The organism is Rhodococcus sp. Z6_132 (genome assembly GCF_058133635.1).
This window is the reverse complement of the sequence record NZ_JBYUNP010000003.1, coordinates 524290-548384: the sequence shown is the minus strand read 5'-3', so window position 1 is coordinate 548384 and position 24095 is coordinate 524290. Positions and strand designations below refer to the sequence as shown.

The 24095-nt window shown below is 71.8% G+C and carries 28 protein-coding genes; 11 read left to right on the top strand and 17 right to left on the bottom strand.

The genetic code is table 11. The annotated features are described in order from the left end of the window. Nucleotides 1-134: 134 nt before the first annotated feature. Together AC3YO9_RS15760 and AC3YO9_RS15755 are read right to left on the bottom strand one after the other, a co-directional pair. Nucleotides 135-506, bottom strand: a complete 372-nt coding sequence (locus tag AC3YO9_RS15760; RefSeq protein ID WP_489983836.1) for an SdpI family protein — start codon at nt 504-506, stop codon at nt 135-137. A gap of 151 nt (nt 507-657) precedes the next feature. Then, a complete protein-coding gene (locus AC3YO9_RS15755; RefSeq protein WP_489983835.1) occupies nt 658-1521 on the bottom strand; it encodes a helix-turn-helix domain-containing protein in 864 nt (287 codons plus the stop codon). Nucleotides 1522-1596: 75 nt separating this feature from the next. Here AC3YO9_RS15755 and AC3YO9_RS15750 point away from each other — a divergent pair, with 75 nt between their 5' ends. Continuing rightward, complete coding sequence (locus AC3YO9_RS15750; protein WP_127782324.1) at nt 1597-2190, top strand: TIGR03086 family metal-binding protein; 594 nt, start codon at nt 1597-1599, stop codon at nt 2188-2190. A 7-nt stretch (nt 2191-2197) separates the two neighbouring features. On the opposite strand, the gene AC3YO9_RS15745 is transcribed toward AC3YO9_RS15750, so the two are convergent. From AC3YO9_RS15745 to AC3YO9_RS15705, 9 genes are all read right to left on the bottom strand, one after another. Continuing rightward, entirely contained in the window at nt 2198-3151 is a 954-nt protein-coding gene (locus AC3YO9_RS15745; RefSeq protein WP_489983834.1) for an urease accessory protein UreD, read from the bottom strand. Next, a complete protein-coding gene (gene ureG, locus AC3YO9_RS15740) occupies nt 3148-3765 on the bottom strand; it encodes an urease accessory protein UreG (protein ID WP_127782323.1) in 618 nt (205 codons plus the stop codon). Before ureG ends, AC3YO9_RS15745 begins: the two co-directional genes overlap by 4 nt. 57 nt (nt 3766-3822) lie before the next feature. Next, a complete protein-coding gene (locus tag AC3YO9_RS15735; RefSeq protein WP_127782322.1) occupies nt 3823-4539 on the bottom strand; it encodes an urease accessory UreF family protein in 717 nt (238 codons plus the stop codon). Continuing rightward, nucleotides 4536-6275, bottom strand: coding sequence for an urease subunit alpha (gene ureC, locus AC3YO9_RS15730; protein ID WP_489983833.1), 1740 nt, complete (start codon nt 6273-6275; stop codon nt 4536-4538). Before ureC ends, AC3YO9_RS15735 begins: the two co-directional genes overlap by 4 nt. After that, entirely contained in the window at nt 6272-6679 is a 408-nt protein-coding gene (locus tag AC3YO9_RS15725) for an urease subunit beta (protein WP_489983832.1), read from the bottom strand. The genes ureC and AC3YO9_RS15725 overlap by 4 nt, the downstream gene beginning before the upstream one ends. 55 nt (nt 6680-6734) lie before the next feature. After that, on the bottom strand, nt 6735-7517 hold the full coding sequence (locus AC3YO9_RS15720) for a sirohydrochlorin chelatase (protein ID WP_489983831.1): 783 nt from the start codon (nt 7515-7517) through the stop codon (nt 6735-6737). A gap of 1 nt (nt 7518) precedes the next feature. After that, nucleotides 7519-7824: an urease subunit gamma gene (locus AC3YO9_RS15715; protein WP_127782318.1), complete on the bottom strand. Its 306-nt coding sequence runs from the start codon at nt 7822-7824 to the stop codon at nt 7519-7521. After that, complete coding sequence (locus AC3YO9_RS15710) at nt 7821-9533, bottom strand: purine-cytosine permease family protein (RefSeq protein ID WP_489983830.1); 1713 nt, start codon at nt 9531-9533, stop codon at nt 7821-7823. The genes AC3YO9_RS15715 and AC3YO9_RS15710 overlap by 4 nt, the downstream gene beginning before the upstream one ends. Nucleotides 9534-9634: 101 nt before the next feature. Beyond that, entirely contained in the window at nt 9635-10192 is a 558-nt protein-coding gene (locus AC3YO9_RS15705; RefSeq protein WP_489983829.1) for a hypothetical protein, read from the bottom strand. Between the two features lie 125 nt (nt 10193-10317). Between AC3YO9_RS15705 and AC3YO9_RS15700 the strand changes: the two genes are divergently transcribed. The 10 genes from AC3YO9_RS15700 (at nt 10318) to AC3YO9_RS15655 (ending at nt 19791) form a co-directional block, all read left to right on the top strand. After that, on the top strand, nt 10318-11190 hold the full coding sequence (locus tag AC3YO9_RS15700) for an endonuclease/exonuclease/phosphatase family protein (protein ID WP_489983828.1): 873 nt from the start codon (nt 10318-10320) through the stop codon (nt 11188-11190). Nucleotides 11191-11368: 178 nt separating this feature from the next. Next, nucleotides 11369-12043: a biuret amidohydrolase gene (gene biuH, locus AC3YO9_RS15695; RefSeq protein ID WP_127782316.1), complete on the top strand. Its 675-nt coding sequence runs from the start codon at nt 11369-11371 to the stop codon at nt 12041-12043. Between the two features lie 54 nt (nt 12044-12097). Then, on the top strand, nt 12098-13435 hold the full coding sequence (locus tag AC3YO9_RS15690; protein ID WP_489983827.1) for a cytosine permease: 1338 nt from the start codon (nt 12098-12100) through the stop codon (nt 13433-13435). A 25-nt stretch (nt 13436-13460) separates the two neighbouring features. Further along, entirely contained in the window at nt 13461-14921 is a 1461-nt protein-coding gene (locus tag AC3YO9_RS15685) for an amidase (protein ID WP_489983826.1), read from the top strand. After that, nucleotides 14918-15961 (top strand): formamidase, encoded by a 1044-nt coding sequence (locus tag AC3YO9_RS15680; RefSeq protein WP_489983825.1) that lies wholly within the window; start codon nt 14918-14920, stop codon nt 15959-15961. The genes AC3YO9_RS15685 and AC3YO9_RS15680 overlap by 4 nt, the downstream gene beginning before the upstream one ends. Nucleotides 15962-16326: 365 nt before the next feature. Further along, nucleotides 16327-16569: an acyl carrier protein gene (locus tag AC3YO9_RS15675; RefSeq protein ID WP_489983824.1), complete on the top strand. Its 243-nt coding sequence runs from the start codon at nt 16327-16329 to the stop codon at nt 16567-16569. A gap of 114 nt (nt 16570-16683) precedes the next feature. Then, nucleotides 16684-17607: a manganese catalase gene (locus tag AC3YO9_RS15670; protein ID WP_127782312.1), complete on the top strand. Its 924-nt coding sequence runs from the start codon at nt 16684-16686 to the stop codon at nt 17605-17607. Nucleotides 17608-17720: 113 nt separating this feature from the next. Beyond that, nucleotides 17721-18560 carry an SDR family oxidoreductase gene (locus AC3YO9_RS15665; RefSeq protein ID WP_489983823.1) on the top strand — a complete coding sequence of 280 codons (840 nt, stop codon included), beginning with the start codon at nt 17721-17723 and terminating at the stop codon, nt 18558-18560. A 40-nt stretch (nt 18561-18600) separates the two neighbouring features. After that, nucleotides 18601-19317 (top strand): hemerythrin domain-containing protein, encoded by a 717-nt coding sequence (locus tag AC3YO9_RS15660; RefSeq protein WP_489983822.1) that lies wholly within the window; start codon nt 18601-18603, stop codon nt 19315-19317. Between the two features lie 39 nt (nt 19318-19356). After that, on the top strand, nt 19357-19791 hold the full coding sequence (locus tag AC3YO9_RS15655; RefSeq protein WP_489983821.1) for a VOC family protein: 435 nt from the start codon (nt 19357-19359) through the stop codon (nt 19789-19791). A 6-nt stretch (nt 19792-19797) separates the two neighbouring features. Here the strand turns inward: AC3YO9_RS15655 and AC3YO9_RS15650 are convergent, their stop codons facing one another. From AC3YO9_RS15650 to AC3YO9_RS15625, 6 genes are read right to left on the bottom strand one after another with little or no spacing between them, the layout of a single operon-like run. After that, nucleotides 19798-20313: a GNAT family N-acetyltransferase gene (locus AC3YO9_RS15650; RefSeq protein ID WP_489983820.1), complete on the bottom strand. Its 516-nt coding sequence runs from the start codon at nt 20311-20313 to the stop codon at nt 19798-19800. A gap of 21 nt (nt 20314-20334) precedes the next feature. After that, nucleotides 20335-20748 carry an arsenate reductase ArsC gene (locus tag AC3YO9_RS15645; RefSeq protein ID WP_127782307.1) on the bottom strand — a complete coding sequence of 138 codons (414 nt, stop codon included), beginning with the start codon at nt 20746-20748 and terminating at the stop codon, nt 20335-20337. Beyond that, complete coding sequence (arsB, locus tag AC3YO9_RS15640; RefSeq protein ID WP_489983819.1) at nt 20745-21848, bottom strand: ACR3 family arsenite efflux transporter; 1104 nt, start codon at nt 21846-21848, stop codon at nt 20745-20747. Before arsB ends, AC3YO9_RS15645 begins: the two co-directional genes overlap by 4 nt. Then, entirely contained in the window at nt 21845-22207 is a 363-nt protein-coding gene (locus AC3YO9_RS15635) for an ArsR/SmtB family transcription factor (protein ID WP_489983818.1), read from the bottom strand. The genes arsB and AC3YO9_RS15635 overlap by 4 nt, the downstream gene beginning before the upstream one ends. A gap of 45 nt (nt 22208-22252) precedes the next feature. Beyond that, nucleotides 22253-22933: a sirohydrochlorin chelatase gene (locus AC3YO9_RS15630; RefSeq protein WP_489984084.1), complete on the bottom strand. Its 681-nt coding sequence runs from the start codon at nt 22931-22933 to the stop codon at nt 22253-22255. Further along, nucleotides 22930-24078 carry a uroporphyrinogen-III synthase gene (locus AC3YO9_RS15625; RefSeq protein WP_127782305.1) on the bottom strand — a complete coding sequence of 383 codons (1149 nt, stop codon included), beginning with the start codon at nt 24076-24078 and terminating at the stop codon, nt 22930-22932. The genes AC3YO9_RS15630 and AC3YO9_RS15625 overlap by 4 nt, the downstream gene beginning before the upstream one ends. Nucleotides 24079-24095: the final 17 nt, after the last annotated feature.

Below are 24095 nucleotides of genomic sequence, written 5' to 3'. Positions count from 1 at the left end.
ACGCCCGGCTGCGGCACCTCGCCGCCGACCCTCGCCCACCCGGCATCCTCGGCCTGGCGCGCCCCTACCGTCTCGCCACGGTGGCGAACCAGCCGACTTTCGGTCACGCCCCAGACTCTCGGGGCACGACCGGATCAACGCTGCAGCGACTTCGCCGCGGCGTTGCCCTTCAACGCCGCACAGAGCAGGACGGTGAACACTGCGAGAAACACCGATGGTGCAGCGACAGCCGACACCACTGATCCGAAACCGGTCACCACACCGATCACGACCTGCACGCACAATCCCGCTCCGGCGGTCCACACCGTCCGGCGCAGAAGCGGCCGCGCAACCTGATGGCCCAGCTGCCACGCCTCGGGGCTCGACATCGTCGCCTTGGTGCGTATGCCCACCACGGGATTCGGTTCCTCACCGACAAGTCGCGGCATGAGTCCGGCAACGAGCGCGACGACGAGCGTGGAGGCCGTCAGCGAGGTCGTCAGACCCAGCAAGTCCGATGATCCCACCGTCCAGCCCCTCTCGGCAGAGTGTTGCCACCACGAACCTTCCCCGCTCAGGTCCGCTGGGGCACCACCTGACTGTATGCGAACCGCTTGCACGCCAGGCTGTTCGGGTGACGCGACCGCAGGCACGGAACCGGCAGCCGTCAGACCGGCCCTAGCCCCGCTCCGCCCGGCGTGCCTGCGCCTGCGCGTACGCCGCGGGCGTCTGTCCCAGCGCCGCCCGGAAGTCCCGGATCAGGTGCGCCTGATCGGCGTAGCCCATCTCCACCGCCACCTCCGCCCACACCACCTGCCGGCCGTCGCGCACCGCCTCCGCGGCGTCGAGCAGGCGGTAGCGACGGAGCACCCACGTCGGCGGCACCCCGGCGTGGCGCAGGAACTTGCGCTGCAGGGTCCGCGGACCGACCGCAGCCCGCGTGCACAGGTCCGCCAGCCCCCGCACCGTGCGGTCGGTCTCCGCCACCCGGGCCAGCCGAGCCACCTCCCGAGCCGTGCCGGCCCGCGAGGGACGCACGGCTGCGACCAGCGCCCGGGCCAGCACGCCCACTCGAGCAGCCTCGTCGGCGGCGCCGGACACCTGCGCCACGAGTGCGTCGGTGTCCACGCCGATCGCCACCCCCAGTGGCACCGTGCGATCAGTCAGCGTGGCGGCGTCGGCGTCCAGGAAGGCGCCCAGACCGCCGGGGGTGGTCAGGGCGGCCACGGTCCACCCGCGCCCGGTGAGCGTGCGGGTGGTCAGGCCGGTGGACACCCCGGCGCACTCCGCCACCACCGAGCCCGCGCTGCTGCTGCGCCCATCGGCGTGGCCGACCGAGAGGTTGGCGCCAGGATGGGTGAGCACCTGCTGGGCGTGTACCTGTCCGGCCGGCAGGTCCCACTGCACCGCCCAGAAGCGGTCGACCAGCCCGAGCAGCTCTGGCTGCACCGGGTATCGGGTGAGCCGCACCCGCTGCCGCAGCAGCCACGGGTCGAGGATGCCGCGGCTGTCCCGCTCCACCGGCTCTGGTTCCCTCACCACGTCCGCGACCCTAGCCCGGCCGGGTGACGCTTTTGTTCAATCGGTGCTGGTCAGCGCGGTTCTACCGTGGAGGTCATGACCTCTTCCACGCAGCACACCACCGCCCTGCTGGACACCGTGCTCGATGACCTCGGCACCGTCGTCGCCACCATCGGACCCGGCCAGCTGCACAATCCCACCCCGTGCACCGAGATGGACGTGGCCCAGCTGCGCCAGCACGTGCTGGCCTGGCTGAGCAACTTCGCCGACGGCTTCGCCCACCCCGACAACCGCGCGCAGGCGGCGCCGGCCGATCCCGGTGCGAGCGTCGACCACGTGACCGCGGTGCGCGCCGCTTCCGACCAGCTGGTGGCATCGCTGCAGGCCGGCGCCGCCGAGCAGCCGCTGTACCTCGGCGACGACGCCATGCCCGGGGAGATGGCGCTGGGCATGATCCTCTGGGAGTACCTGGTGCACGGCTGGGACCTGGCGCGGGCCACCGGACAGCCGTGGGCGCCTCCGGAGGCGGCCGCGGCCCAGATCGTGGCGTTCGCCCCGAGCATGCTCAGCCCCGACTACCAGGGCGAGGGCAAGATGTTCGCCGACCCGGTGCCGGTGCCGCCGAGCGCGCCGGCCATGGACCAGCTGCTCGGGCTGTCCGGCCGGGACCCGCGCTGGTCCCCGGCGTAGCCCTGCCCTACACCTTGCGCAGCGGTGGGGCGGGCACCCCGATCAGGCAGCGGCGCACCGCGTCCCACGCGGCCGCCATGGCTGCCGCCACCGCCGGCGGGTCGCTGCCGAGCACCCGCGCCCAGGCGCCGCTGTCCTGCGGCAGCACGCTCACCCCGTGCTGCACGGGGTGCTCGGCCAGCGCGGCGTGCAGCACGTCGGCGACGTCGGTGGCCGGGGCCAGCGGGCTCACCACGTAGAACGAGGCCATCAGCCTGTGCCCGGCCAGCACGCCGGGGCCGCGCACGTCCGCACGCCCGGGCTCCAGGCGCACGGTGTCCACCGCCAGCAGCTGGCCGTCGGGGCGGCGCACCTCCAGGTCGGTGGCCACCACGTCGTAGGCGTGGCACTCCCCGCGGGCCAGGCGTCCACCCACCAGCGTGTCGCTGAGCAGCACCGTGGCAGTGGGATCGACGGTGACCACGGTGCGCTGGTGCAGCCGCGCGCCGGCGAACGGGATCACCGGGTCGGGCAGGTGCTCCAGGTACCCGCCGGCACCCACGGTCAGGTTCACCTGCTGGGTGGCGAAGTCGGCGTCGGCCCGGTGCACCTTGGTGGCGGCCTGGGTGGTCAGGTGCACCGCAGTGTCCGCGCCGCACACCACGTCGGTGCGCAGCCGGTCGGCCTGCACGATGCCCCCGCCGGTGGACATCAGGTACACCACCGCCAGGTCCGGCCGGCCCGGGTCCACGTGCAGCGGGCGCATGATCTGCAGCGGTGACTTCTGGTAGTGCCGCACCAGCTCGGTGCGCGGGCCCACCACCTCGAAGCCCAGCTCCAGCAGCCCCACCTTGCCCGGGCGTCCCACGCCCAGGGTCTGCGGCACGCCGGTGTGGCGCAGCACCTCCACCGGGATCTGCGGCGGTGCGTAGTGGGCGGCGGCGAAGCGGTCCACCACGAGCGGCTCGGGGGCCAGGCTCACGCGGCCACCCGTCGGTAGCCGTCCAGGAACGCCACCACCTGCTCCAGCCCCTGCCCGGTGAGGCAGTTGGTCAGCGCCACCGGCCGGTTGTCCCGCACCCGGTAGGCGTCGGACTCCATCACGTCCAGGTTCGTGCGCACGTGCTCGGCGATGTCGATCTTGTTGATCACCAGCAGGTCGGAGTCGGTGATGCCCGGGCCGCGCTTGCGGGGCATCTTCTCCCCGCCGCCGGTGTCCAGCACGAAGACGAACACGTCCACCAGGATCGGGCTGAAGGTCAGGGTCAGGTTGTCCCCGCCGGACTCGTAGAACAGCGTGTCCACCTCGGGGAAGCGCTGCAGCATCTCTGCGCCGGCGGCGAGGTTCATCGTCGGGTCGTCGCGCACGGCGGTGTGCGGGCACGCGCCGGTCTCCACGCCCACCACCTTCTCCGGGTCGAGCACGCCGGCGAGGGTGCGGCGCACGTGCTGGGCGTCCTCCTGGGTGTAGATGTCGTTGGTGATCACCGCCGGCCGGCGGCCACGAGCGGTGAGCACCGGGACGAGCGCCTCGATCAGGGCGGTCTTGCCGGTGCCCACGGGGCCGCCGATGCCGACCTTCAACACGTTGTCCATCGAGGGGTCCTTCTTCTGCTGGGTGGTGGGGGTGCGGGTGGGGAGCTCGAGCGCGGATCAGGTGGCGAACATGCGTGCCTCCGCCCGCTCGTGCCGGCCGGACATGACGTCGAACATCGGGGTGCACCCGCCCAGGTCGGCCAGCCCACGCTGCAGCGCATCCGCGGTGACCTCCTCGATCACCGCCGCGGTGCGGTGCAGCACGGCCTGCGCGGCCCGGTGGTCGGTGAGCCGCAGCCGCAGCGCCGCACCCACGAAGCTGGTGGCGAAGGCGAACAGGTCCGAGGCCACCGCGTGCTCCACCGGCACCCCGGTGCCCGCGTAGGCCACGCCAGCGGCCACCGGCTGGCAGCCGGGGGTGCGGCGGGAGGTGACCAGCTCGGAGTACCGCTGCAGGATCGGTCCGCCGAAGGAGGCCAGCGCGACGTCGAGCACCTGGCCGCCGGTGCGGGTGCACGCCACCCGCAGCTCGCGGGTGAGCTTGGTGGCGTGCAGGCGCTGGTCCACCGCCACCACGGTCTCCCAGTCGCCGGTGTCGGCCGCGCGGTGGGCCAGGGCCAGCGCCGTGGCGTCGGCGGGACCGACGGTGTGGCGCAGGGCGTCGGCCAGCAGCTCCGGCATCGCCGCGGCGTCCACCGCCCGCGCCTGGGCGAAGCCCTCCAGCCCGTGGGAGAGCGTGTAGAAGCCGCTGGGGAAGGCCGAGTCGGTCAGCTGCAGGCTCACCAGCAGGGAGCCCAGCCCCGTGCCGGTGCCGGTGTCGCTCACGTCGCTCACACCAGGTAGAAGAGCTGGCTCAGCGGCAGCGTGCGCGCCGGCTCGATGGTGGCCGGGGCGCCGTCCAGGGTCACCTGGTAGGTCTCCGGGTCCACCTCGATCACCGGGGTTCCGCTGTTGCGCACCATGTCCTGCTTGCTCACCGTGCGGCAGCCGCGCACGGCCACCACCCGGCTGGTCAGCCCCAGCCGCTCCGGCACGCCGGCGTCCAGGGCCGCCTGGGAGGTGAAGGTGATGCGGGTGTGCGCCACCGCCTTGCCCAGCGCGCCGAACATCGGTCGGTAGTACACCGGCTGCGGGGTGGGCAGCGACGCGTTGGGGTCGCCCATCTGCGACCAGCAGATCATCCCGCCCTTGATGATCAGCGCCGGCTTGGCGCCGAAGGAGTCGATCGGCCACAGCACGATGTCGGCCAGCTTGCCCGGCTCCAGCGACCCGATGTGGTCGGCGGTCCCGGTGACCAGCGCGGGGTTGATGGTCAGCTTGGCCACGTAGCGCAGCACCCGGAAGTTGTCGTTGCGCGAGGTGCCGTCGGCCGCGGTGTCCTCCGGCAGCGGACCGCGCTGGTCCTTGCAGTGGTGGGCGGTCTGGAACGCCCGCGTCCACGACTCCCCCACCCGGCCCATGGCCTGGGAGTCGGAGGAGATGATGGAGATGACCCCCTCGTCGTGCAGCACGGTCTCGGCGGCGATGGTCTCCGCCCGCACCCGGGAGTCGGCGAAGGACACGTCCTCGGGGATGTTGTGGCTGAGGTGGTGGCACACCATCACCATGTCCAGCAGCTCGTCCACCGAGTTCACCGTGTAGGGCAGCGTGGGGTTGGTGGACGAGGGCAGCACGTGCCGCTCCCCCGCCACCCGCATGATGTCGGGCGCGTGCCCGCCACCGGCGCCCTCGGTGTGGAAGGTGTGGATGGCGCGGCCGTCGATGGCGGCCAGGGTGTCCTCGTAGAACCCGGACTCGTTCAGGGTGTCGGTGTGCAGCGCCACCTGCACGTCGTAGGCGTCGGCCACCTTCAGCGCGGTGTCGATGGTGGCCGGGGTGGCGCCCCAGTCCTCGTGCACCTTGAGCCCGCAGACGCCGGCGACGACCTGCTCCTCCAGCGCCTCCGGCAGCGAGCCGTTGCCCTTGCCCAGCAGCCCGACGTTCACCGGCAGGTCGTCCACCGCCTGCAGCATCCGGGAGATGTTCCACGGGCCCGGGGTGCAGGTGGTGCCCTTGGAGCCGTCGCTGGGCCCGGTGCCGCCGCCGATGAGGGTGGTGATGCCGTTGGACAGCGCCTCCTCCACCTGCTGCGGGGCGATGAAGTGGATGTGGCTGTCGATGCCGCCGGCGGTGGCCACGAGGTGCTCACCGGCGATGACGTCGGTGCCCGGTCCGATCAGCAGGTTCGGGTGCACCCCGTCCTGGGCCTGCGGGTTGCCGGACTTGCCGACGCCGACGATGCGCCCGTCCCGGATCCCGATGTCGCCCTTGACCACTCCGAGCACGGCGTCGAGCACCACCACGTTGGTGATCACCAGGTCCAGCGCTCCGGCGGCGGAGGTGGCGGCCGGGTCCTGCGCCATGCCGTCGCGGATGGCCTTGCCGCCGCCGTACACCGACTCGTCACCGTGGGCACCGCGGTTGTGGTCGTGCTCCACCTCCACGACGAGGTTGGTGTCGGCCAGGTGGAAGCGGTCGCCCACGGTGGGGCCGTAGAGGTCGGTGTAGGTGCGCCGCGGCAGCGTGGTCACTGCTGCACCTCCGCAGCCTCGAGCTCGCCGTCGGCGGCACCCAGGAAGCCCAGCGCCTCGGCTCGTCGCAGCGCCGCGGCGCGGATGCCGGGCTTGTCCAGCGCACCGTCCACCAGGTTGCTGAAGCCGATCAGCCGGCTGGTGCCGCCGTAGCTGCACAGCGCCACGTCGCGGGTGTCGCCAGGCTCGAAGCGCACCGCGGTGCCGGAGGCGATGTCCAGGTGCATCCCGTAGGCCGCGGCACGGTCGAAGTCGAGCTCCCGGTTGGCCTCGAAGAAGTGGTAGTGCGAACCCACCTGCACCGCGCGGTCGCCGGTGTTGCTCACCCGCACCGTGGCCGTGCGCCGACCGGCGTTGATCTCCACCGGCTCCTCGCCGTAGAGATACCTGGCACCTGCTGACATCGTCGTGAGCTCCTTGGTCGTGGGTCGCTGGTGGTGGGTCGCTGGTGGTGAGTCGCTAGTGGTGGCTGTGGGCGGGTTCAGCGCCGTGGCTGTGGGCGTACCCGTGGCCGTGCTCGGCGTGCAGGGCGGCCTCGATCCCGGTGTGGCCCAGCACCAGGTGGTCCAGCGCCGCGGTGACGCGCGCCGTCACCACCGCCTGCACCGCGGCGGTGCTCAGCAGCGGCCCGCCGTCGTGCACCGGCACTCCTGGTGGCACGTCCGCGGTGGGCGCCGGCCCGAACGCCGCGGGCACCACGGTGACGTGTCCGGCCCCCAGCACCGCGCACCGGCACAGGCCCTCGGTCACGTCCGGGTCACCGCCGGCCAGGGCCACCTCCACCCAGGGGTGTGGTCCGTGCTGGCGGACCAGGCGGGCCACCCGGAACAGGTCAGCCTCGTCGAACGGCCCGCTGGCCGCGGCCGTCACCAGCAGCGCACCCCGGTCGCCGGGCCAGCGCGCGGCGGCCCCGGTGGCCGCGGCGCGCAACCAGCCCACCAGGTGGTCGGGGGTACCGAACGGCTCGGTCAGCGCCAACCGTCCGGTGTCCGCGTCGTCCCCCTGCCACCGCAGGGCTCGGGCGGCCTCGGCCACCAGTGCCGGGTCCCGGCCCAGGGTCATCGGCACCACGACCACCGGCCCGCTGCTCTCGCGCAGGACGGCCCGCACCGCCGCCCCGAGCTCGCGGCCGGCCCGCACCACCACCGCGCCGGGGACCAGCCCGAGCAGGTCACGGCCGTGCGCGCTCTCGTGCCCGCCGAGCAGCACGACGCTGGCCACGGCCGGGGCCGCAGCAGCCAAGCTAGGCCCCCACCGGGTCGTGGCAGGAGACCAGCTTGGTCCCGTCCACAAAGGTCGCCTCCACCTGGATGAGGGCGGCCATCTCGCGCACCCCGGGCATCACCTCGTCGTTGCTGACGACGTGCTTGCCCAGCTCCATGCACTCGGCGACGGTCTTGCCGTCCCGCGCACCCTCCACGATGGCCTCGCAGATCAACCCGACCGCCTCGCTGTAGTTCAGCTTGACGCCGCGGTCGCGGCGCTTGCGGGCCAGGTCGGCCACCAGGTGGATGTGCAGCTTGTCGATCTCCCGCGGGCTGAGGTTCATTCCTGGGACCGTACCGCTGGACTCGTCCTGCTCGACTGCTCCGGCAGCACGTGTGCGCCGGTCTTGTCCGTGCTGAGCATGAGCGAGCTGATGTACTGCTTCTCCCCGTTCGGGCCGGGCACTGCCGAGGCGATCATGTCCGGGCGCTCGAACTCGGTGCCGGAGAGGTGGCAGAGCAGCGTCTCCCCGGAGGGGTTGCCGTGCTCGTCGAACATCGGCAGGTCGATGCCGTCGTCGGTGCGGCGCAGGTAGTACTTGCCCTTGGTGGCCACCGCGAGGATCGGCGGCATGACCAGGGCGATGAGGATGGCCACGATCGGCGAGTACGGCTTGATGGTGTCGCCGAACGCTCCAAAGAAGACGGCGATGGAGATGCCCGCCGAGAGCAGCATGGAGACGAAGCCGACGGGGTTGACGTTGTAGAGCATCCCGCGCCGGAACTCCGGGACCATCGGCGAGAGCTTGAGCAGGTACTTGTTGATGGCGATGTCCGACGCCACGGTGATCACCCAGGCGATGCCGCAGTTGGCGTAGAAGCCCAGGATGGTGTTGAGGAAGTCGAACATGTTCGCCTCCATCAGCACCAGGGCGATGCCCAGGTTGAACAGCACGAACACCAGGCGCCCGGGGTAGGTCTTGGTCACCCGGGTGAAGGAGTTGGTCCACGCCAGCGAGCCCGAGTAGGCGTTGGTCACGTTGATCTTGATCTGGCTGATCACCACGAGCACGACGGCCAGGGTCATCGCCAGCCAGTGCGGGACCATGTTCTCGTAGGTCTCCAGGAACTGGTGGACGGGCTGGTTGGCCGTGGCGGCGCCGTCGGCGACGTTGGCGATGAGGTAGACCGCGAGGAACAGGCCCAGGATCTGCTTGATGGCGCCGAAGATGACCCAGCCCGGTCCGGCCAGCAGCATCGCCGCCCACCACCGGCGGGAGTTCTCCGGCGTCTTGGGCGGCATGAACCGCAGGTAGTCGATCTGCTCGGCGATCTGGGCGATGAGGGAGAGGCAGACACCGGCGGCCAGCATCACGGACCCGAAGTTGACGCCCTCGTTGCTCTCCCCGCTGTAGGCCAGGAAGGTCCCCACCGAGTCGGGGTGCTGGATGACGAGGTAGCCCACCGGCACCACCATCAGGACCAGCCACAGCGGCGTGGTCCACACCTGCAGCGTGGCCAGCGTGTTCATCCCGTAGATGACGAGCGGGATGACCATCAGGGTGGACACCGCGTAGCCCAGCCACAGCGGGATGCCCAGCCCCAGCTCCAGGCCCTGGGCCATGATCGAGCCCTCGAGGGCGAAGAAGATGAAGGTGAACGTCGCGAAGATGACGTTGGTGACCACCGAGCCGTAGTAGCCGAACCCGCTGCCGCGGGTGATCAGGTCGAGGTCGATGTTGTACCGCGCCGCGTAGTAGGACAGCGGCAGCCCGCTGAGCATGATGACCACCGCGAACACCAGGATCCCCAGCAGGGCGTTGCCCGTGCCGTAGGAGATCCCGATGTTCGCACCGATCGAGAAGTCGGCCAGGTAGGCAATCCCCCCGAGGGCCGACGTGGCCACCACCCCGGTGCTCCAGCGGCGATAGCTGCGCGGGGCGAACCGGAGGGTGTAGTCCTCCAGCGTCTCGCGCATCTTGTCCGAGCCCTGCGGCAGCCCCGCTGCCGTCACCCCACCCGTTGCGACCGTGTCGCCCTTGCTCGTCGTCATGACCGCGAAACCTAGTGACGGTGTGTTGCCTGTCCGTGTCTCCTTGTTTCCGATGCGTAACGCCTGTGCCGATCGGACACATCAGTCACGGGCGATTCGGGCTAGTGCTGGCGCGCGGCCTGCCACGACGGCGGATTCGTCGCCAGCGCGTCGGCCACGGCTCCGGTGACAAATGCGTAAACCGCCTTGTGCAGCACGTCCACCACCAGCTCCCGACGTGGCCACGTCCACGGTGGCGCACCCTGGCCGGTGACGTTCTCCAGGGTCTGGTCCAGCGACAGCCGGATGACGGTGAAGGCTGCCGACGCCCGCGGCCCCCGGAGCCCGCCCTCGGCCATGACGCCGCGCCAGGCACCGAGCAGGATGGCCTGGCCGGTGTGCATCCCCAGGTTCATCAGGTGCCGCTCGGCGTCGGGGCGCTGCGGGCGGCCGAGCAGCCGCTCCAGGGTGTGCGCGGGCATGTAGGAGTCGGGCCGCCCGGTGAGGCGCTGCTCCACCTTCTCCCCCAGCGTCATCACCGCCACCCCACAGGCTCCGGCGAACAGGCCCTTGGCGACCCCCAGCCCGACGCGCCGCCCCACGTCGATCGGCTCGGTGTCGTCCTGCCGGGTCCAGCGGATCTGCTTCAGCCCGGTCCGACGGTGCCAGCTGTGTGCCATGGGCGTGCATCCCTCCTGCTCTGCGGTGACCGGTCTGGCGCGACCGGCCCCGTTCGTGCGCACCAGTTTTCTGCACCAGCGAGTCCCCCGCACGCCAGGGGACGGGTCGACGATCATGGATCCCGATGAGCACTGCTGCGCCCGGGCACGACCCGCTGCTGGTCATGACCTTCAACCTCTGGCAGCTGCGGCTGCGCGGGTCACGCCACCGGGCCGAGCTGGCGCTGCAGGCGATCCTCGACGCGAGCCCGGACGTGGTGGTGCTGAACGAGGCGTTCAACCGACCTTCGCGCGGGCTGGTGGTGCAGCTGCGTTCGGCCGGCTACCACTGCTCTCCCTACCTCGGTGGCGTCGGTGGGCGGTGGGCCGGGGTGAGCGGCCGACGGCGCGGGGTGCGCCGGCTGGTCGGCGGCGGGGTGTTCGTGCTCAGCCGGTTGCCGCTGCAGCAGTGCCACCAGCACGTCTACCGGGCCGCGCAGCGCCGCACCACCTCCTCGGTGCTGGAGAACAAGGGGGTGGTGCTGGTGGCGCTGGGCGGGGCCGGCGCCGGAACCTGGGTGGCGGGCACGCACCTGCAGGCCGACGAGCGCGGCGACGCCCACCAGGTGCGGATGGCCCAGCTGGCCGAGCTGCGCGCGCTGGTCGCCGCCACCGTCCCGCCGGAGCACACCGTGGTGCTGGCCGGTGACCTCAACGTGGCTGCCCGCGCCACCGACGGCCGCTGGGCACAGGCGTGCCGCGTGCTGGGCGGGCTCACCCACGGCCAGCTCCACGAGCCCACCTTCGACGCCACCCGCAACCCGCTCACCGCCGCCCAGCACCCGGGAGTCCGGGAGGTGCTCGACCACGTCGGTGTGCTGCACCGCGACGGGGCGGCGCCCCGGCTGCGGGTCAGCAGCACCACCCTCGCCCCTGCCGCCGGCCGCGAGGCCTCCGACCACTTCCCCGTCCTGGCCACCATCACCGCCACCGCCTCCAGCGGGTTTACCCAGCCGTAAACAGCATCCGGAGAGGACGTGTGCGCCCGTAACACGGACGTACGCGTCGCGAAACGCGTGCTCCCTACCGTCACTCGAGTCGACGCCGCAGACCCCGACACCGCCGACCGCGACACCGCCGACCGCGACACGGCTGCGCCGACGTCCTCGTTCTCTCCTCCCACGACTGTGAGCTGCCATGTCCACGATCGCCGCACACCCCTACGCCTGGCCGTACGACGGCGAGCTGTCCGTCGAGCGCACCGCCCTGGTCAACATCGACTGGCAGGTCGACTTCTGCGGCCCGGGCGGCTACGTCGACGCCATGGGCTACGACCTGTCCCTGACCCGGGCGGGGCTGCCCGCCACCCAGACGGTGCTCGCCGCTGCTCGGGCCGCCGGGATGCTCGTCATCCACACCCGAGAAGGACACCGGCCGGACCTGTCCGACCTGCCACCGAACAAGCTCTGGCGCTCCCGGCAGATGGGGGCGGGGATCGGCGACGCCGGCCCGTGCGGGCGGATCCTGGTCCGCGGCGAGGTCGGCTGGCAGATCGTTCCGGAGGTCGCCCCGGTGGACGGTGAGGTCGTCATCGACAAGCCGGGCAAGGGCTCCTTCTACGCCACCGACCTCGAGCTGGTGCTGCGCACGCGCGGCATCACGCACCTGATCCTCACGGGCATCACCACCGACGTGTGCGTGCACACCACCATGCGCGAGGCGAACGACCGCGGATTCGAGTGCCTGCTGCTCTCCGACTGCACCGGTGCCACCGACAAGGACAACTACGAGGCCGCCCTGAACATGATCACCATGCAGGGCGGTGTCTTCGGAGCCGTCGCCACCTCCGAGCAGCTGCTGTCCGCGCTCTGAGTCCAGCCCGCTTCCCTCTCCGCCCCTGCTCCCTTCCACTCCGAAGGACACGCCATGACTAGCACCGCCACCACCCCACCCGTCGAGCACGGCCTCGAGTCGGAGTTCGAGCACGAGCCGGTGCCCGCCAGCCACCGCAGGTCCCTCGGCTCGGTCTCGGCCGTCTGGTTCGGCTTCCCCATGATCATCACCAACGCCATCTTCGGCGGCACCATCGTCTACGGGCTCGGCTTCTGGCGGGGTCTCGCCGCCATGGTGCTGGGCAACGTGGTGCTGATGGCCTACGTCGGCGCCCTCAGCTACTCCGCCGGCCGGACCGGCAAGAACTTCGGGCTGCTGGCCGCGGAGACCTTCGGCAGCCGGGGCGCCACCATCACCGCCGGCTTCCTGTCCACCGTGGTGATCGGCTGGTTCGCCTTCCAGACCGGCCTCACCGGGGCCACCCTCAACGCCGCGCTCGGCTGGAACGAGACCGCGATGATCGCGCTCGCGGGGGTGCTCTACATCGGAGTCACCTTCATCGGCATCCGGGCGCTCACCATCATCGGCCTGGTGGCCGCTCCGCTGTTCGTCGTGCTCGGCGGGCTGGCGATCTGGTTCGCCACCCGCGACCACGGGCTGAGCGGCATCACCTCCTACTCCGGCGGCGCCCCGGACGCCACCGTGCTCAGCATCGGCGCGGCCGCCACCATCGTCATCGCCGCCTTCGCCGACTCCGGGACCATGACCGCCGACTTCACCCGGTGGTCGCGCACCGGCAAGGAGGCCGTGCTGGCCGCCTTCTCCGCCTTCCCCGTCGCCAACTTCATCGCGCTGGTGGTGGGCGGGATCATCGTGGCGGCCGGCGCCGCGATCGACCCCGCGGTCAACGGTGGCGACTTCCTGTCCATCCTCACCGACCACGGCCCGGTGCTCACCTCGCTCGCCGTCGTGTTCGTGTTCGTGAACCTCGGCTCGGTGTGCACCCACTGCCTCTACAACGGTGCGGTGGGCTGGGGCCAGATCAGCGGTGGCCGCATGCGGGTGCTCACCCTGGCGCTCGGCGCCGTCGGCCTGGTCGCCGCCCTCGCCGGTGTCTGGAGCCACTTCTCCGAGTGGCTCAACCTGCTCGGCATCTTCGTGCCACCGATCGGCGCCGTGCTCATCGTCGACCAGCTCGTCCTGCGCAAGGTCCGCAACCGGGCCGTGCGCACGCTGCGCGTGCAGCCGTTCGCCGCCTGGGTGATTGGTGCCGCCGGTGCCTACGCCGTGCACCTGTGGGCGCCGCAGCTCAGCGAGGCGATCGCCGGCATCCTGCTGGGCGGACTGGCCTACCTGGCTATCGAGGGGCTCAGCCGCGGCCGCAGCTCCACCATGGAGACCGCAGCACCAGCGCCGGTACCGGCCGCGTGACCATCACCCCACCGAGGAGCCTGACGTGAACCCGAACGAGCTGCACGCCCTGCCGGCGACCGAGGTCGCCCGGCTCATCCGCACCGGAGAAGTCTCCGCGGTCGACGTGACCGAGGCCGCCCTGGACCAGATCCACACCCTCGACGACCAGCTGCACGCCTTCTGCGAGCTGACCGCCGACCAGGCCCGCCAGCAGGCCCGGGCCGTGGCCGACGCAGTGGCCCGCGGGGAGACCCTCGGACCGCTGGCCGGGGTCCCGATCGCGGTGAAGGACCTCATCGCCACCAAGGGCATCCCCACCCGGTGCGGCTCGCCCGCCTACCGAGACTTCATCCCCGACGAGGACGACGTCGTGGTGGAGCGCGTCAAGGCCGCCGGTGCGGTGGTCCTGGGCAAGACGACGGTGCCGGAGCTCGGCTACAGCGGCGTCGGGCACAGCCCGGTGTCGCCCACCGCCCGCAACCCGTGGGACCCGGCGATGACACCCGGCGGGTCCAGCGCCGGCTCCGGCGTGGCGGTGGCCGCCGGCATGGCACCACTGGCGCTCGGCAGCGACGGCGGCGGGTCCATCCGCACCCCCGCTGCGCACTGCGGGGTGTACGGGTTCAAGGCGTCCATGGGCCGGGTTCCGCTGTACCCGGGCTGCCGCGACGACCGATACCCCGGCATCTCCAGCTGGGAGAGCCTCGAGCACATCGGTCCGCTCACCCGCACGGTGGACGACGCAGCCTTGTTGATGTCGGTCCTCGCCGGCCCGGACCCCCGCGACCGGCACTCCATCCCGTGCGACGACGTCAGCTGGCTGACGGCACCGCGGGGCGGGATCAAGGGTCTGCGCGTCGCGTTCAGCGCCGACTGGGGCTACCTCGCCGTCGACCCCGAGGTTCGCGAGATCGCCGCGCGCGCCGCACAGGTGTTCGCCGACGACCTGGGGTGCGAGGTGGTCGAGGCCGACCCCGGCTGGGAGGACCCCTTTGAGGCGTTCTGGTCGCTGGTCGTGGCCGACACCGACCTCAGCGGCATGCGGGAGCTGGTGCGCCGGCACGGCCACGAGATGTCGCCGCACCTGGTGGAGCTGCTGGGCAAGCCGTGGACCGCGGAGCAGCTCACCGACGCCGACACCGCCCGCAAACGACTGGTGAACCACATGTGGCGCTTCATGGCGGACTACGACCTGCTGCTCACCCCCACCCTCACCGTGCCGGCGTTCCCGGTGCACGTGCAGGGCCCGGAGGTGGTGGACGGGCGCATGGTCCCGCCCACCGCCTGGCTCGGCTTCACCTCACCGATCAACATGACCGGCCAGCCGGCGGCGAGCGTGCCGGCGGGCTTCACCTCCGCCGGGCTCCCGGTCGGGCTGCAGATCGTGGGGCGCCACCTGGCCGACGCCAGCGTCCTGCGGGCGTCCGCCGCGTTCGAGGCCGCTGCCCCCTGGGCGCAGCGGTGGCCGACGCTGGCCCGCACGCCCGAGGGAGTGGCCGCATGACCGGCCTCGGTGGGCTCAACCCCTCACCCGGGGCGCTGGTGCTCGGCCTGGTGCAGCAGCAGGTCCCCGTGGTGGACGAGCCGGCTGACCTGCTGCGCACCGCGGAGAAGATCGCCGCGACGGTGCGCTCCGCCAAGGCCGGCCTGCCCACGCTGGACCTGCTCGTCTTCCCGGAGTACAGCCTCAACGGGCTCAACCCACAGTCGTGGGCTCGTGAGGAGATGCTCTGCGAGCTCGACGGCCCCGAGGTGCAGCTGTTCCGCGCGGCCTGCGCGGAGAGCTCGGTCTGGGGCTGCTTCTCGCTGATGGAGCGCAATCCCGACGGTGCGCCCTACAACAGCGGCATCATCGTCAACGCCGACGGCGAGATCGCGCTCTACTACCGCAAGATGCACCCCATGGTGCCGCTGGAGCCGTGGGAGCCGGGCAACCTCGGCATACCCGTCTGCGAGGGACCCGCCGGCTCCACGCTCGCGCTGATCATCTGCCACGACGGGATGCTTCCGGAGATGGCCAGGGAGGCGGCCTACAAGGGCGCCAACGTCATCCTGCGCACCGCCGGCTACACCGACCCGGTCCGCCACCAGTGGCGCATCACCAACCAGGTCAACGCCTTCACCAACGTGGCGTACACGGCGTCGGTCGCGCTGGCCGGCGCCGACGCCACCGGGATCTGGTCCATCGGTGAGGCCATGATCTGCGACGTCGACGGCGTGGTGCTCGAGCAGGGCGACAACACCCCCGACCGCATCGTCACCGGTGAGGTCGTCCCCGCCCGCGCCGACGCCGCTCGCCGCGGGTGGGGAGTGGAGAACAACATCTACCAGCTGGGCCACCGTGGGTACGTCGCCGTGCGCGGCGGTGCGACCGACTGTCCGTACACCTACATGACCGACCTGGCGGCACAGCAGTACCGCGTCCCGTGGGAGGACCAGGTCGAGGTGACCGACGGCACCGGCGCCGGGCACGGACCGCCGCGGGAGAAGGGCACCACCACGGCTACCCAGTCGGCCTCTGCTTCCCGGCAGACCACCGGCTAGCCGGCACAGATCCGCATCGGCCCTCCACAGTGGACCAGATTCGTGGGTGCACAGTGGAGGGTTCGAGCGAGCCCTTCCCCTTGCGCAGCACCGGACACTGGTCGGCGACGGCGTGGTGCCCCCGTCCCCGCGACGGGGGCACCACGCTGTTCTCATCCAGCGCTGCCCGCCCGCCGCTGGTACACAGGAGGCAGCCCGGCGACCACGATTCGCACCGCGTGGTTCCCGAGCCCACGTCGCGGTCGAGCAGGCTGCCGCGCACGTGCCAGATGACGCCCGGTCCAGCGGCTCCGCCCCCGGGGGCACCCCGGCTCCGAGCGCCAGTGAACAGCTCCCGCAGAGCACTCACTGAAGGGCGAACTCCCATGGCCACCGGTGAAACTGGCTTCGACGACGTGTCGTTCGACCTGATCTCCCTCCAGTACCACTCGCTCAAGGCCGGGCACGACTACGGCCAGTACGTCCGCGATGCCCGAAACGCCGGGCGCGAGGACATCGCGTCCTTCTTCGAGGAAGTGATGTCGCAGGACTCCGCGCGGGCCGCGCGCTGCCACGACTTCCTCCGCGAGCTCAGCGGCAGCTCTCCGTCCGGCCCAGCGGTCAGCTGAGCTCCGGGCACCTTTCCCACTGTCTCCGGGTTCAGCACCGAGCCCGTCCAGCGCCGTTCGCGACGCAGCAGGGACAGGTTCTCGTCACCAGGCATCACCTTTCGGAGGTAGCAGATGTTTCTCCACACCAAGGGACTGCAGTTCGAGTGCAAGCCCGAGCAGGCCGACGCCCTCTACGCCATGAAGTTCCAGGAGATCCTGGGCGGACAGTTCGGCGAGATGACCGTGATGATGCAGTACCTGTGGCAGGGCTTCACCTGTCGGATGCCCGGCAAGTACAAGGACATGATCATGGACATCGCGACCGAGGAGATCGGGCACGTCGAGATGCTCACGACGATGCTGGCCCGCCTCCTCGAGGGTGCGCCCGCGGAGGTCGTGGAGAAGTCCGTCGCCGCCAATCCCGTGCTCGCCGCCGTCATCGGCGGCATGAACCCCCAGCACGCCATCGTCAGCGGTGGCAACGCCCTGCCCCGGGACAGCCAGGGCGTGCCGTGGAACGCCGGCTACATCGTCGCCAGCGGCAACCTGCTGGCCGACTTCCGCTCCAACGTGGCCGCCGAGGCGCAGAGCCGGGTGATGACCAGCCGCCTCTACAACATGACTGACGACCACGGGGTGAAGCAGACCCTGGCGTTCAACCTGGCTCGGGACACCTTCCACCAGCAGCAGTGGCTGCGCGGCATCGAGCAGCTCGTCGCCGATGGCCTGGTGGAGAGCGAGATCGAGACCAGCAACGCCGAGTTCGAAAACGAGGAGGCGGGCCGCACCTACTACGGCTTCGACCCTGACAGCCAGGCCCACGAGGGCATGTGGGCCAACGGTCGCACGATGCTCGGTGATGCCGACGTCAACTACGTGGTCAACCCTGCCCCGAGCGCGGACGACGGCATGCTGCCGCCGCCGGACCCCAAGCTGTTCGTCACCTACGACGGCAACGCAGGCACGCCCAAGACCGGCGACGCTGCCGGCGCGCACCTGCAGGGGGCGCAGAACGTGGTGAGCAAGGTGAAGGACAAGCTCACGCCCGACGAGTAGCCGGCGCTCCGGCACCTGAGCAGCCCTGCCCGGCTCCGGGTCGGGTCGTCCGCTTCCCCGCGTGGCGACCGGCCCGGAGCCGGGCAGGGTCCCACCCAGCACCGAAGGACACGATGAACCAGCCAGCTCAGCAGCAGCAGCCACCGGGCACCGAGCAGGACCTCACCCCCAGGGCCGATCACGGCGAGCAGAGCTACCGCGGCTCGGGGCGGCTGGAGGGCAAGGCCGCCGTCATCACCGGAGCGGACAGCGGGATCGGCAAGGCCGTGGCGATCGCCTACGCCCGGGAGGGCGCCGACGTGGTGATCTCCTACCTCGACGAGCACGAGGACGCCGAGGACACCCGCAAGTGGGTGGAGGAGGCCGGGCGCCGGGCGATCCTGGTGCCGGGCGACCTCGCCGAGCCCGCGCACTGTCGCGCAGTGGTCTCCCGCGCGGTCGAGGAGCTCGGCCGGGTGGACGTGCTGGTGAGCAACGCCGCCTTCCAGATGACCCACGAGTCCGTCGAGGAGATCCCCGACGAGGAGTGGGACCACACAATCGCGACCAACCTCAGCGCGATGTTCCACCTGGTCAAGGCGTCGGTGCCGCACATGCAGCCCGGTTCTTCCATCATCGGGACGACGTCGGTCAACTCCGACAACCCGGTGCCCACCCTGATGCCCTACGACGTGACCAAGGCGGGCATCGCCAACATGATCGCCGCGCTCGCCCAGCTGCTGGCCAGCAAGGGCATCCGGGCCAACAGCGTCGCTCCCGGCCCCATCTGGACGCCGCTGATCCCCTCCACCATGCCGCCGGAGCAGGTGGAGGAGTTCGGCAACCAGGTTCCGCTCAACCGCCCCGGCCAGCCCGCCGAGGTGGCCCCGGTGTACGTGATGCTCGCCTCCGACGAGGCCAGCTACGTCTCCGGCGCCCGGGTCGCCGTGACGGGCGGACAACCCATCCTGTGACCGCAGACCTGGCCGCACCACCGACTGGAGGAGACGTTCGATGACCACGTCCATCGCGCACCAGAGCATCGAGGAGCTGGGCGGGCCCACCAGCATCCTGGCGCGCCAGCGCTCCGACCACGAGCGCCTGGACCACCTGATGACCAGGGCGCGGGAGACCGAGGCGGCGGGCGGACTGGAGCACGAGCAGGCCCTGCGTGCGGTGGCGCGACTGGTGTTCACCCACGCCTTCGCCGAGGAGTCGGTGCTGTTCCCCGCAGCCAGGAAGGTGCTGCCCGAGGGCGACCCGCTCACCCTGGAGATCGAGGAGGAGCACCAGGAGGTGAACGAGGTGATGACCGAGCTCGACCGCTCCGAGCCCGGTGACCCGGGCCGCCACGAGCTGATGGAGCGGGCCTTCACCGTCCTGGACCAGGACGTCCGTGACGAGGAGGATCGCCTCCTGCCCCGGCTGCAGGAGCTGATGACGCCGCAGCAGCTGCGGGCGCTGGGCTGGCAGTGGTGGGCCCTGCGGCGCACCTCGCCCACCCGGCCGCACCCGATGGTGTCCCGGCGCCCGCCGGGTCAGGTGCTCTCGGCACTGCCCCTGACCGTGCTCGACCGGTCCCGCGACGGGCTCCAGGTGCTCAACGAGCGGACCGACCGCCGGATGAACCACCTCATCGGACCCGCCGACCAGGCACTGGCCACCGCCGCGGGTGCGGTGGAGCGGCTGCCGATCATGCGCAAGGGCGACAAGGCACCCACCAGCCGCTAGCCCTTTCCCCGGGGTGGGGCTGTAGGTAGGTTGCGACGGGTGGAGCAACGCCTCAGCCTGGTCTCGCTCGGCGTGACCGACCTGGCCCGGGCCCGCGACTTCTACGCCGCCCTGGGGTGGACCGGCCAGGAGGTGCAGGAGACGGTGTTCCTGCAGGCCGGGGGCATCGGCGTGGTTCTGTGGAGCCGGGGCAAGCTCGCCGCCGACTGTGGGCTGCCCGACGCGGGCCCGGGTGGGTTCGGCGGCATCGCCCTGGCGCACAACGTGCGCTCGCGCCCGGAGGTTGACGAGGTGCTGGCGGCCGCCGCCGCGGCGGGCGCACGGGTCACCCGGCCGGCTGCGGAGACCTTCTACGGCGGCTACGCCGGGGTGTTCTGCGACCCGGACGGGCACGCCTGGGAGGTCGCGCACAACCCTGGCTTCCCGCTGGCCGCGGACGGCTCGATCACCATCCCCGACCTCGGTCAGGCCTGAGCACACCTAGCCGTCGGTGAGCTCCTCGGCGAGCAGGTCCATCAGCAGGGCGTCGTGCCAGCTGCCGTCGTTGCCGCGCTCGGAGCGGCGCAGGGTGCCCACCGGGCGGAAGCCCACCTTGGCGTAGCAGGCGATGGCCGCGGCGTTGTCCGCCGCCGGGTCGATCTCGATGCGGTGGTGGCCGTGGTCGTCGACGAGGTGGCGGGCCAGGGTCCGCACCGCGTCGGTGCCCACCCCGCGACCGTGCACCGCCGGGTCGAGGTAGACGTCGATGGACGCGTGCCGGTAGTCCGGCTCGGCCTCCTCGCCCCACTGGATCCAGCCGACCACCCGCCCGTCCAGCTCGACGACGTAGGGCGTGGAGCCCGCCTCGTCGAGGTCCTCGGCCACCGCCGCCACCAGGTCCGGCCCGCCCCGCCACCGCTCGTGCACCTCGGGCGTCTCGCGGATCGGGACCAGCGCCGGAATGTCCGCAGTGGTCGCTGGGCGCAGCGTGACCTGGGAGCCGGAGAGCGTCGTCATCTCTCCACGCTAGGTCCAAGCTCAGCCTGCGTGCTCCACGCCGAGCTCAGCCAGCAGCGCCTGCACCTTGGTGCGGATCTCGTCGCGGATGGGACGGACGGCCTCGACGCCCTGACCGGCCGGGTCAGCCAGCTCCCAGTCGCGGTAGCTCACACCAGGGAACACCGGGCAGGCATCGCCGCAGCCCATGGTGATCACCACGTCGGAGGTCTGCACCGTGTCCGGGGTGAGCACCTTCGGTGCCTGGGTGGAGATGTCGACACCGACCTCGGCCATCGCCTGCACCGCGGCGGGGTTGATCGTGTCGGCGGGGGCGCTGCCTGCGGAGCGCACCTCCACCGCGCCGCCGCCGAGCGCGGTGAGGAACCCAGCGGCCATCTGCGAGCGCCCGGCGTTGTGCACGCAGACGAACAGCACGCTCGGCCGTCCGCTCACGACGTGACCTGCGTGGTCTTGACGGCACCGCTGACCGGACGCTCCCGGAAGCGCGTGCGCAGCGCCAGGGAGACGTACACCAGCGCCACCAGCACGGGCACCTCGATGAGCGGGCCCACCACCCCCGCCAGCGCCTGCCCGGAGGTGGCACCGAAGGTGGCGATCGCCACCGCGATGGCCAGCTCGAAGTTGTTGCCCGCGGCGGTGAACGCCAGCGTGGTGGTGCGCTCGTAGCCGAGGCCGACGGCCGCGCCGAACAGGTAGCCCCCGCTCCACATCACCGCGAAGTAGACCAGCAGCGGCAGCGCGATGCGCACCACGTCCCACGGGTTGTCGGTGATCTGCTCGCCCTGCAGGGCGAAGAGCACCACGATGGTGAACAGCAGGCCGTACAGCGCCCAGGGCCCGATCCGCGGGAGGAAGGTGCCCTCGTACCACTGCCGACCCCGCACCCGCTCCCCCAGCCGGCGCGACAGGAAGCCGGCCAGCAGCGGGATGCCCAGGAAGATCAGCACCGACCGGGCGATCTCCCACGGCGAGGCGTCGATGGTGGTCTGGTCCAGCCCCAGCCAGCCGGGCAGCACCGAGAGGTAGAACCAGCCCAGCACGGCGAACATGACCACCTGGAACACCGAGTTGATCGCCACCAGGACGGCCGCGGCCTCCCGGTCCCCGCAGGCCAGGTCGTTCCAGATGATCACCATGGCGATGCAGCGGGCCAGGCCCACGATGATCAGCCCGGTGCGGTACTCCGGCAGGTCGGGCAGCAGCAGCCAGGCCAGCGCGAACATCAGCGCCGGACCGAGGACCCAGTTCAGGATGAGCGAGCTGACCAGCAGCTTCTTGTCGCCAGTCACCGAGCCCAGCCGGTCGTAGCGGACCTTGGCCAGCACCGGGTACATCATGATGAGCAGACCCAGCGCGATGGGCAGCGAGATGCCCTCCACCTGCACCTTCTGCACCGCCTCGGTGACGGCCGGGGCGTTGGTGCCCAGCACCAGGCCCACCACCATGGCCACACCGATCCACACGGGCAGGAATCGGTCCAGCACGGACAGCTTGCCGAGCACGGTCTCCTGCTCGCGGACGGGCGCGCTCATGCGGGCACGGCAGCGGCAGCCGGGGCACCGGTGATGGGGCTGAGCACGCTGGAGAGCTGCTGCAGCGCAGCGGGAACCACCCAGTAGTAGACCCAGGTGCCGCGGCGCTCGCAGTCCAGCAGGCCCGCCTCGCGCAGCACCTTGAGGTGGTGGGAGATGGTCGGCTGGCTCAGCTCGAAGCTTGCGGAGATGTCGCAGACGCACGCCTCCCCGCCCTCGTGGCTGGCCACCAGGCTGAGCAGCCGCAGGCGCACCGGGTCGGCCAGCGCCTTGAAGCCGCGGGTGAGCTCCTCCGACCGCTGCCGGCTCAGCGGCTCGCGCACCAGCGGCACCCCGCACGCACTCTCGTAGTTAGACACGCCTCTATATTGACCGACCGTGAACCAGCGGGCAACCGGGTGGTCTCAGTGCTCGGCGAGCGCGTCCGCGTAGCGTCGGCGCACCAGCTCCACCAGCAGCGGGTGCACCCCCACCGGCTCGGCCACCGCGTCCGCGCGCGCCTGGGCCAGGCGGGTGTGGAACAGCCCCGGCGCCAACAGGTACGGCGAGACCAGCACCCGTCCCGCTCCCTCGGCCCGCAGCCCGGCCACCACCTCGGCCACCGGCGGCTGGGCCGCCACCAGGTAGCCCACCGGCACCGGCGCCTGGAGCAGCTCGGCCAGCAGGGCCCCGGCCGCCCGCACGTCAGCCAGAGCGCGGTCGTCGGCCGAGCCCACGGCGGCGAGCACCACCGCCTCGCCGGGTTGCCAGCCCGCCTCGTGCAGCCGCGCCAGCTGGGCCTGGGCCAGCACCGGGTCCGGCCCCAGCGCCGCGGTCACGTGCACCTGCTGGTGCCCGCTGGCCCGCACCTGCGCCGGGACGTCGGTGCGCACGTGGTAGCCGGCGGCGAAGAACGCCGGCACCACCACCACCGGCTCGGTGAGCTCGGCCAGCACCTCCGACACCGTCGGCCCGAGCACGTCGGCGAAGGCCAGCCGCACGACGGTGCCGTCGGCGGCCACGACGCTCGCCAGCTGCCTGGCCAGCTCGACGCCGCGCGGGTCACGCGTGCCGTGCGCGACCAGCAGCAGCACGGGTGCGCTCAGACCGGCTCCACCGCCAGCCGGTAGCCCCGCTTGACCACGGTCTGCACCAGCCGGGGCTGGCCGAGCGCGGCACGCAGCCGGCCCACCGCAGCCTCGACGGCGTGGGTGTCGCCGCTGTTGCCCGGCAGCTCGGCCAGCAGCTGCTGCATGGACAGCACCCGGCCGGGCTGGCGCGCCAGGGCGTGCAGCAGCGCCATGCCCGCCGGCGGCACCGCCTTGAGCTCGCCGTCCACCACCACGGCCTGGCCGCGGATGCTCACCTGTGCGCCGGCCACCTGCAGCTGCGGCACGCGGCTGGGCAGCTCGTCCACCAGGAAGCGGGCCAGCGCGCCCAGGCGGGCCCGGGTGGGCTGTGCGGTGGGCACGCCGATGGCCTCCAGCGGTCCGGCGGTCACCGGTCCCACGCACGCCACCAGCATCCCGGAGCGCAGCGCGTCCCTCAGCTGGTCGACGATCCCGAGGTCCTTCGCGCGGCTGAGCACGCTGGCCACCGCCGGGGCGCTGGTGAAGGTGACGGCGTCCAGCCCACCGGACGCGCAGGTCTCGATGAGGCGGTCCATCGGTGCCAGGTCGGCCGGCGGCAGCCAGCGGTACACCGGCACGGGCAGCACCTCGGCGCCGGCGTCGCGCAGGGCGGCGCAGATGTCGTACTGCACCTCCCACTCGGTGTTGGTGCCGTGCAGCTGCACCGCGATGCGCTTGCCGGCCACGCCCTCGGCCACCAGGTGCTCGGCCACCTCGACCGCCGACTCGCCCTGGGGTGACCACTCCTCGCGCAGCCCCGCCGCCCGGATGGCACCGGTGGTCTTGGGGCCGCGGGAGAGCACCCGGCAGCCGCGCAGCGCGTCCACCAGCCGGCCGCTCTCGCCCCAGCTCTCGGCGGCGTCCACCCAGCCGCGGAAGCCGATGCCGGTGGTGGCGACGACGATGTCCGGCGGGTGGGCCACCACGGCCTCGGTGGCCTGCTCCAGCTCGGTGTCGTCGGCGACCGGGATGATGCGGATGGACGGGCCGTGCAGCACCGCGGCACCCTTGCGCACCAGCAGCGCGGCCAGGTCCTCCGCGCGGCGCGCAGCGGTGATCCCGATGGTGAACCCGGCAAGGGCTTGGGGCTGGCCGGAGGTGTCCTGCGCTGGTGCCGCCACAGCGTCCTCCGTCCTGG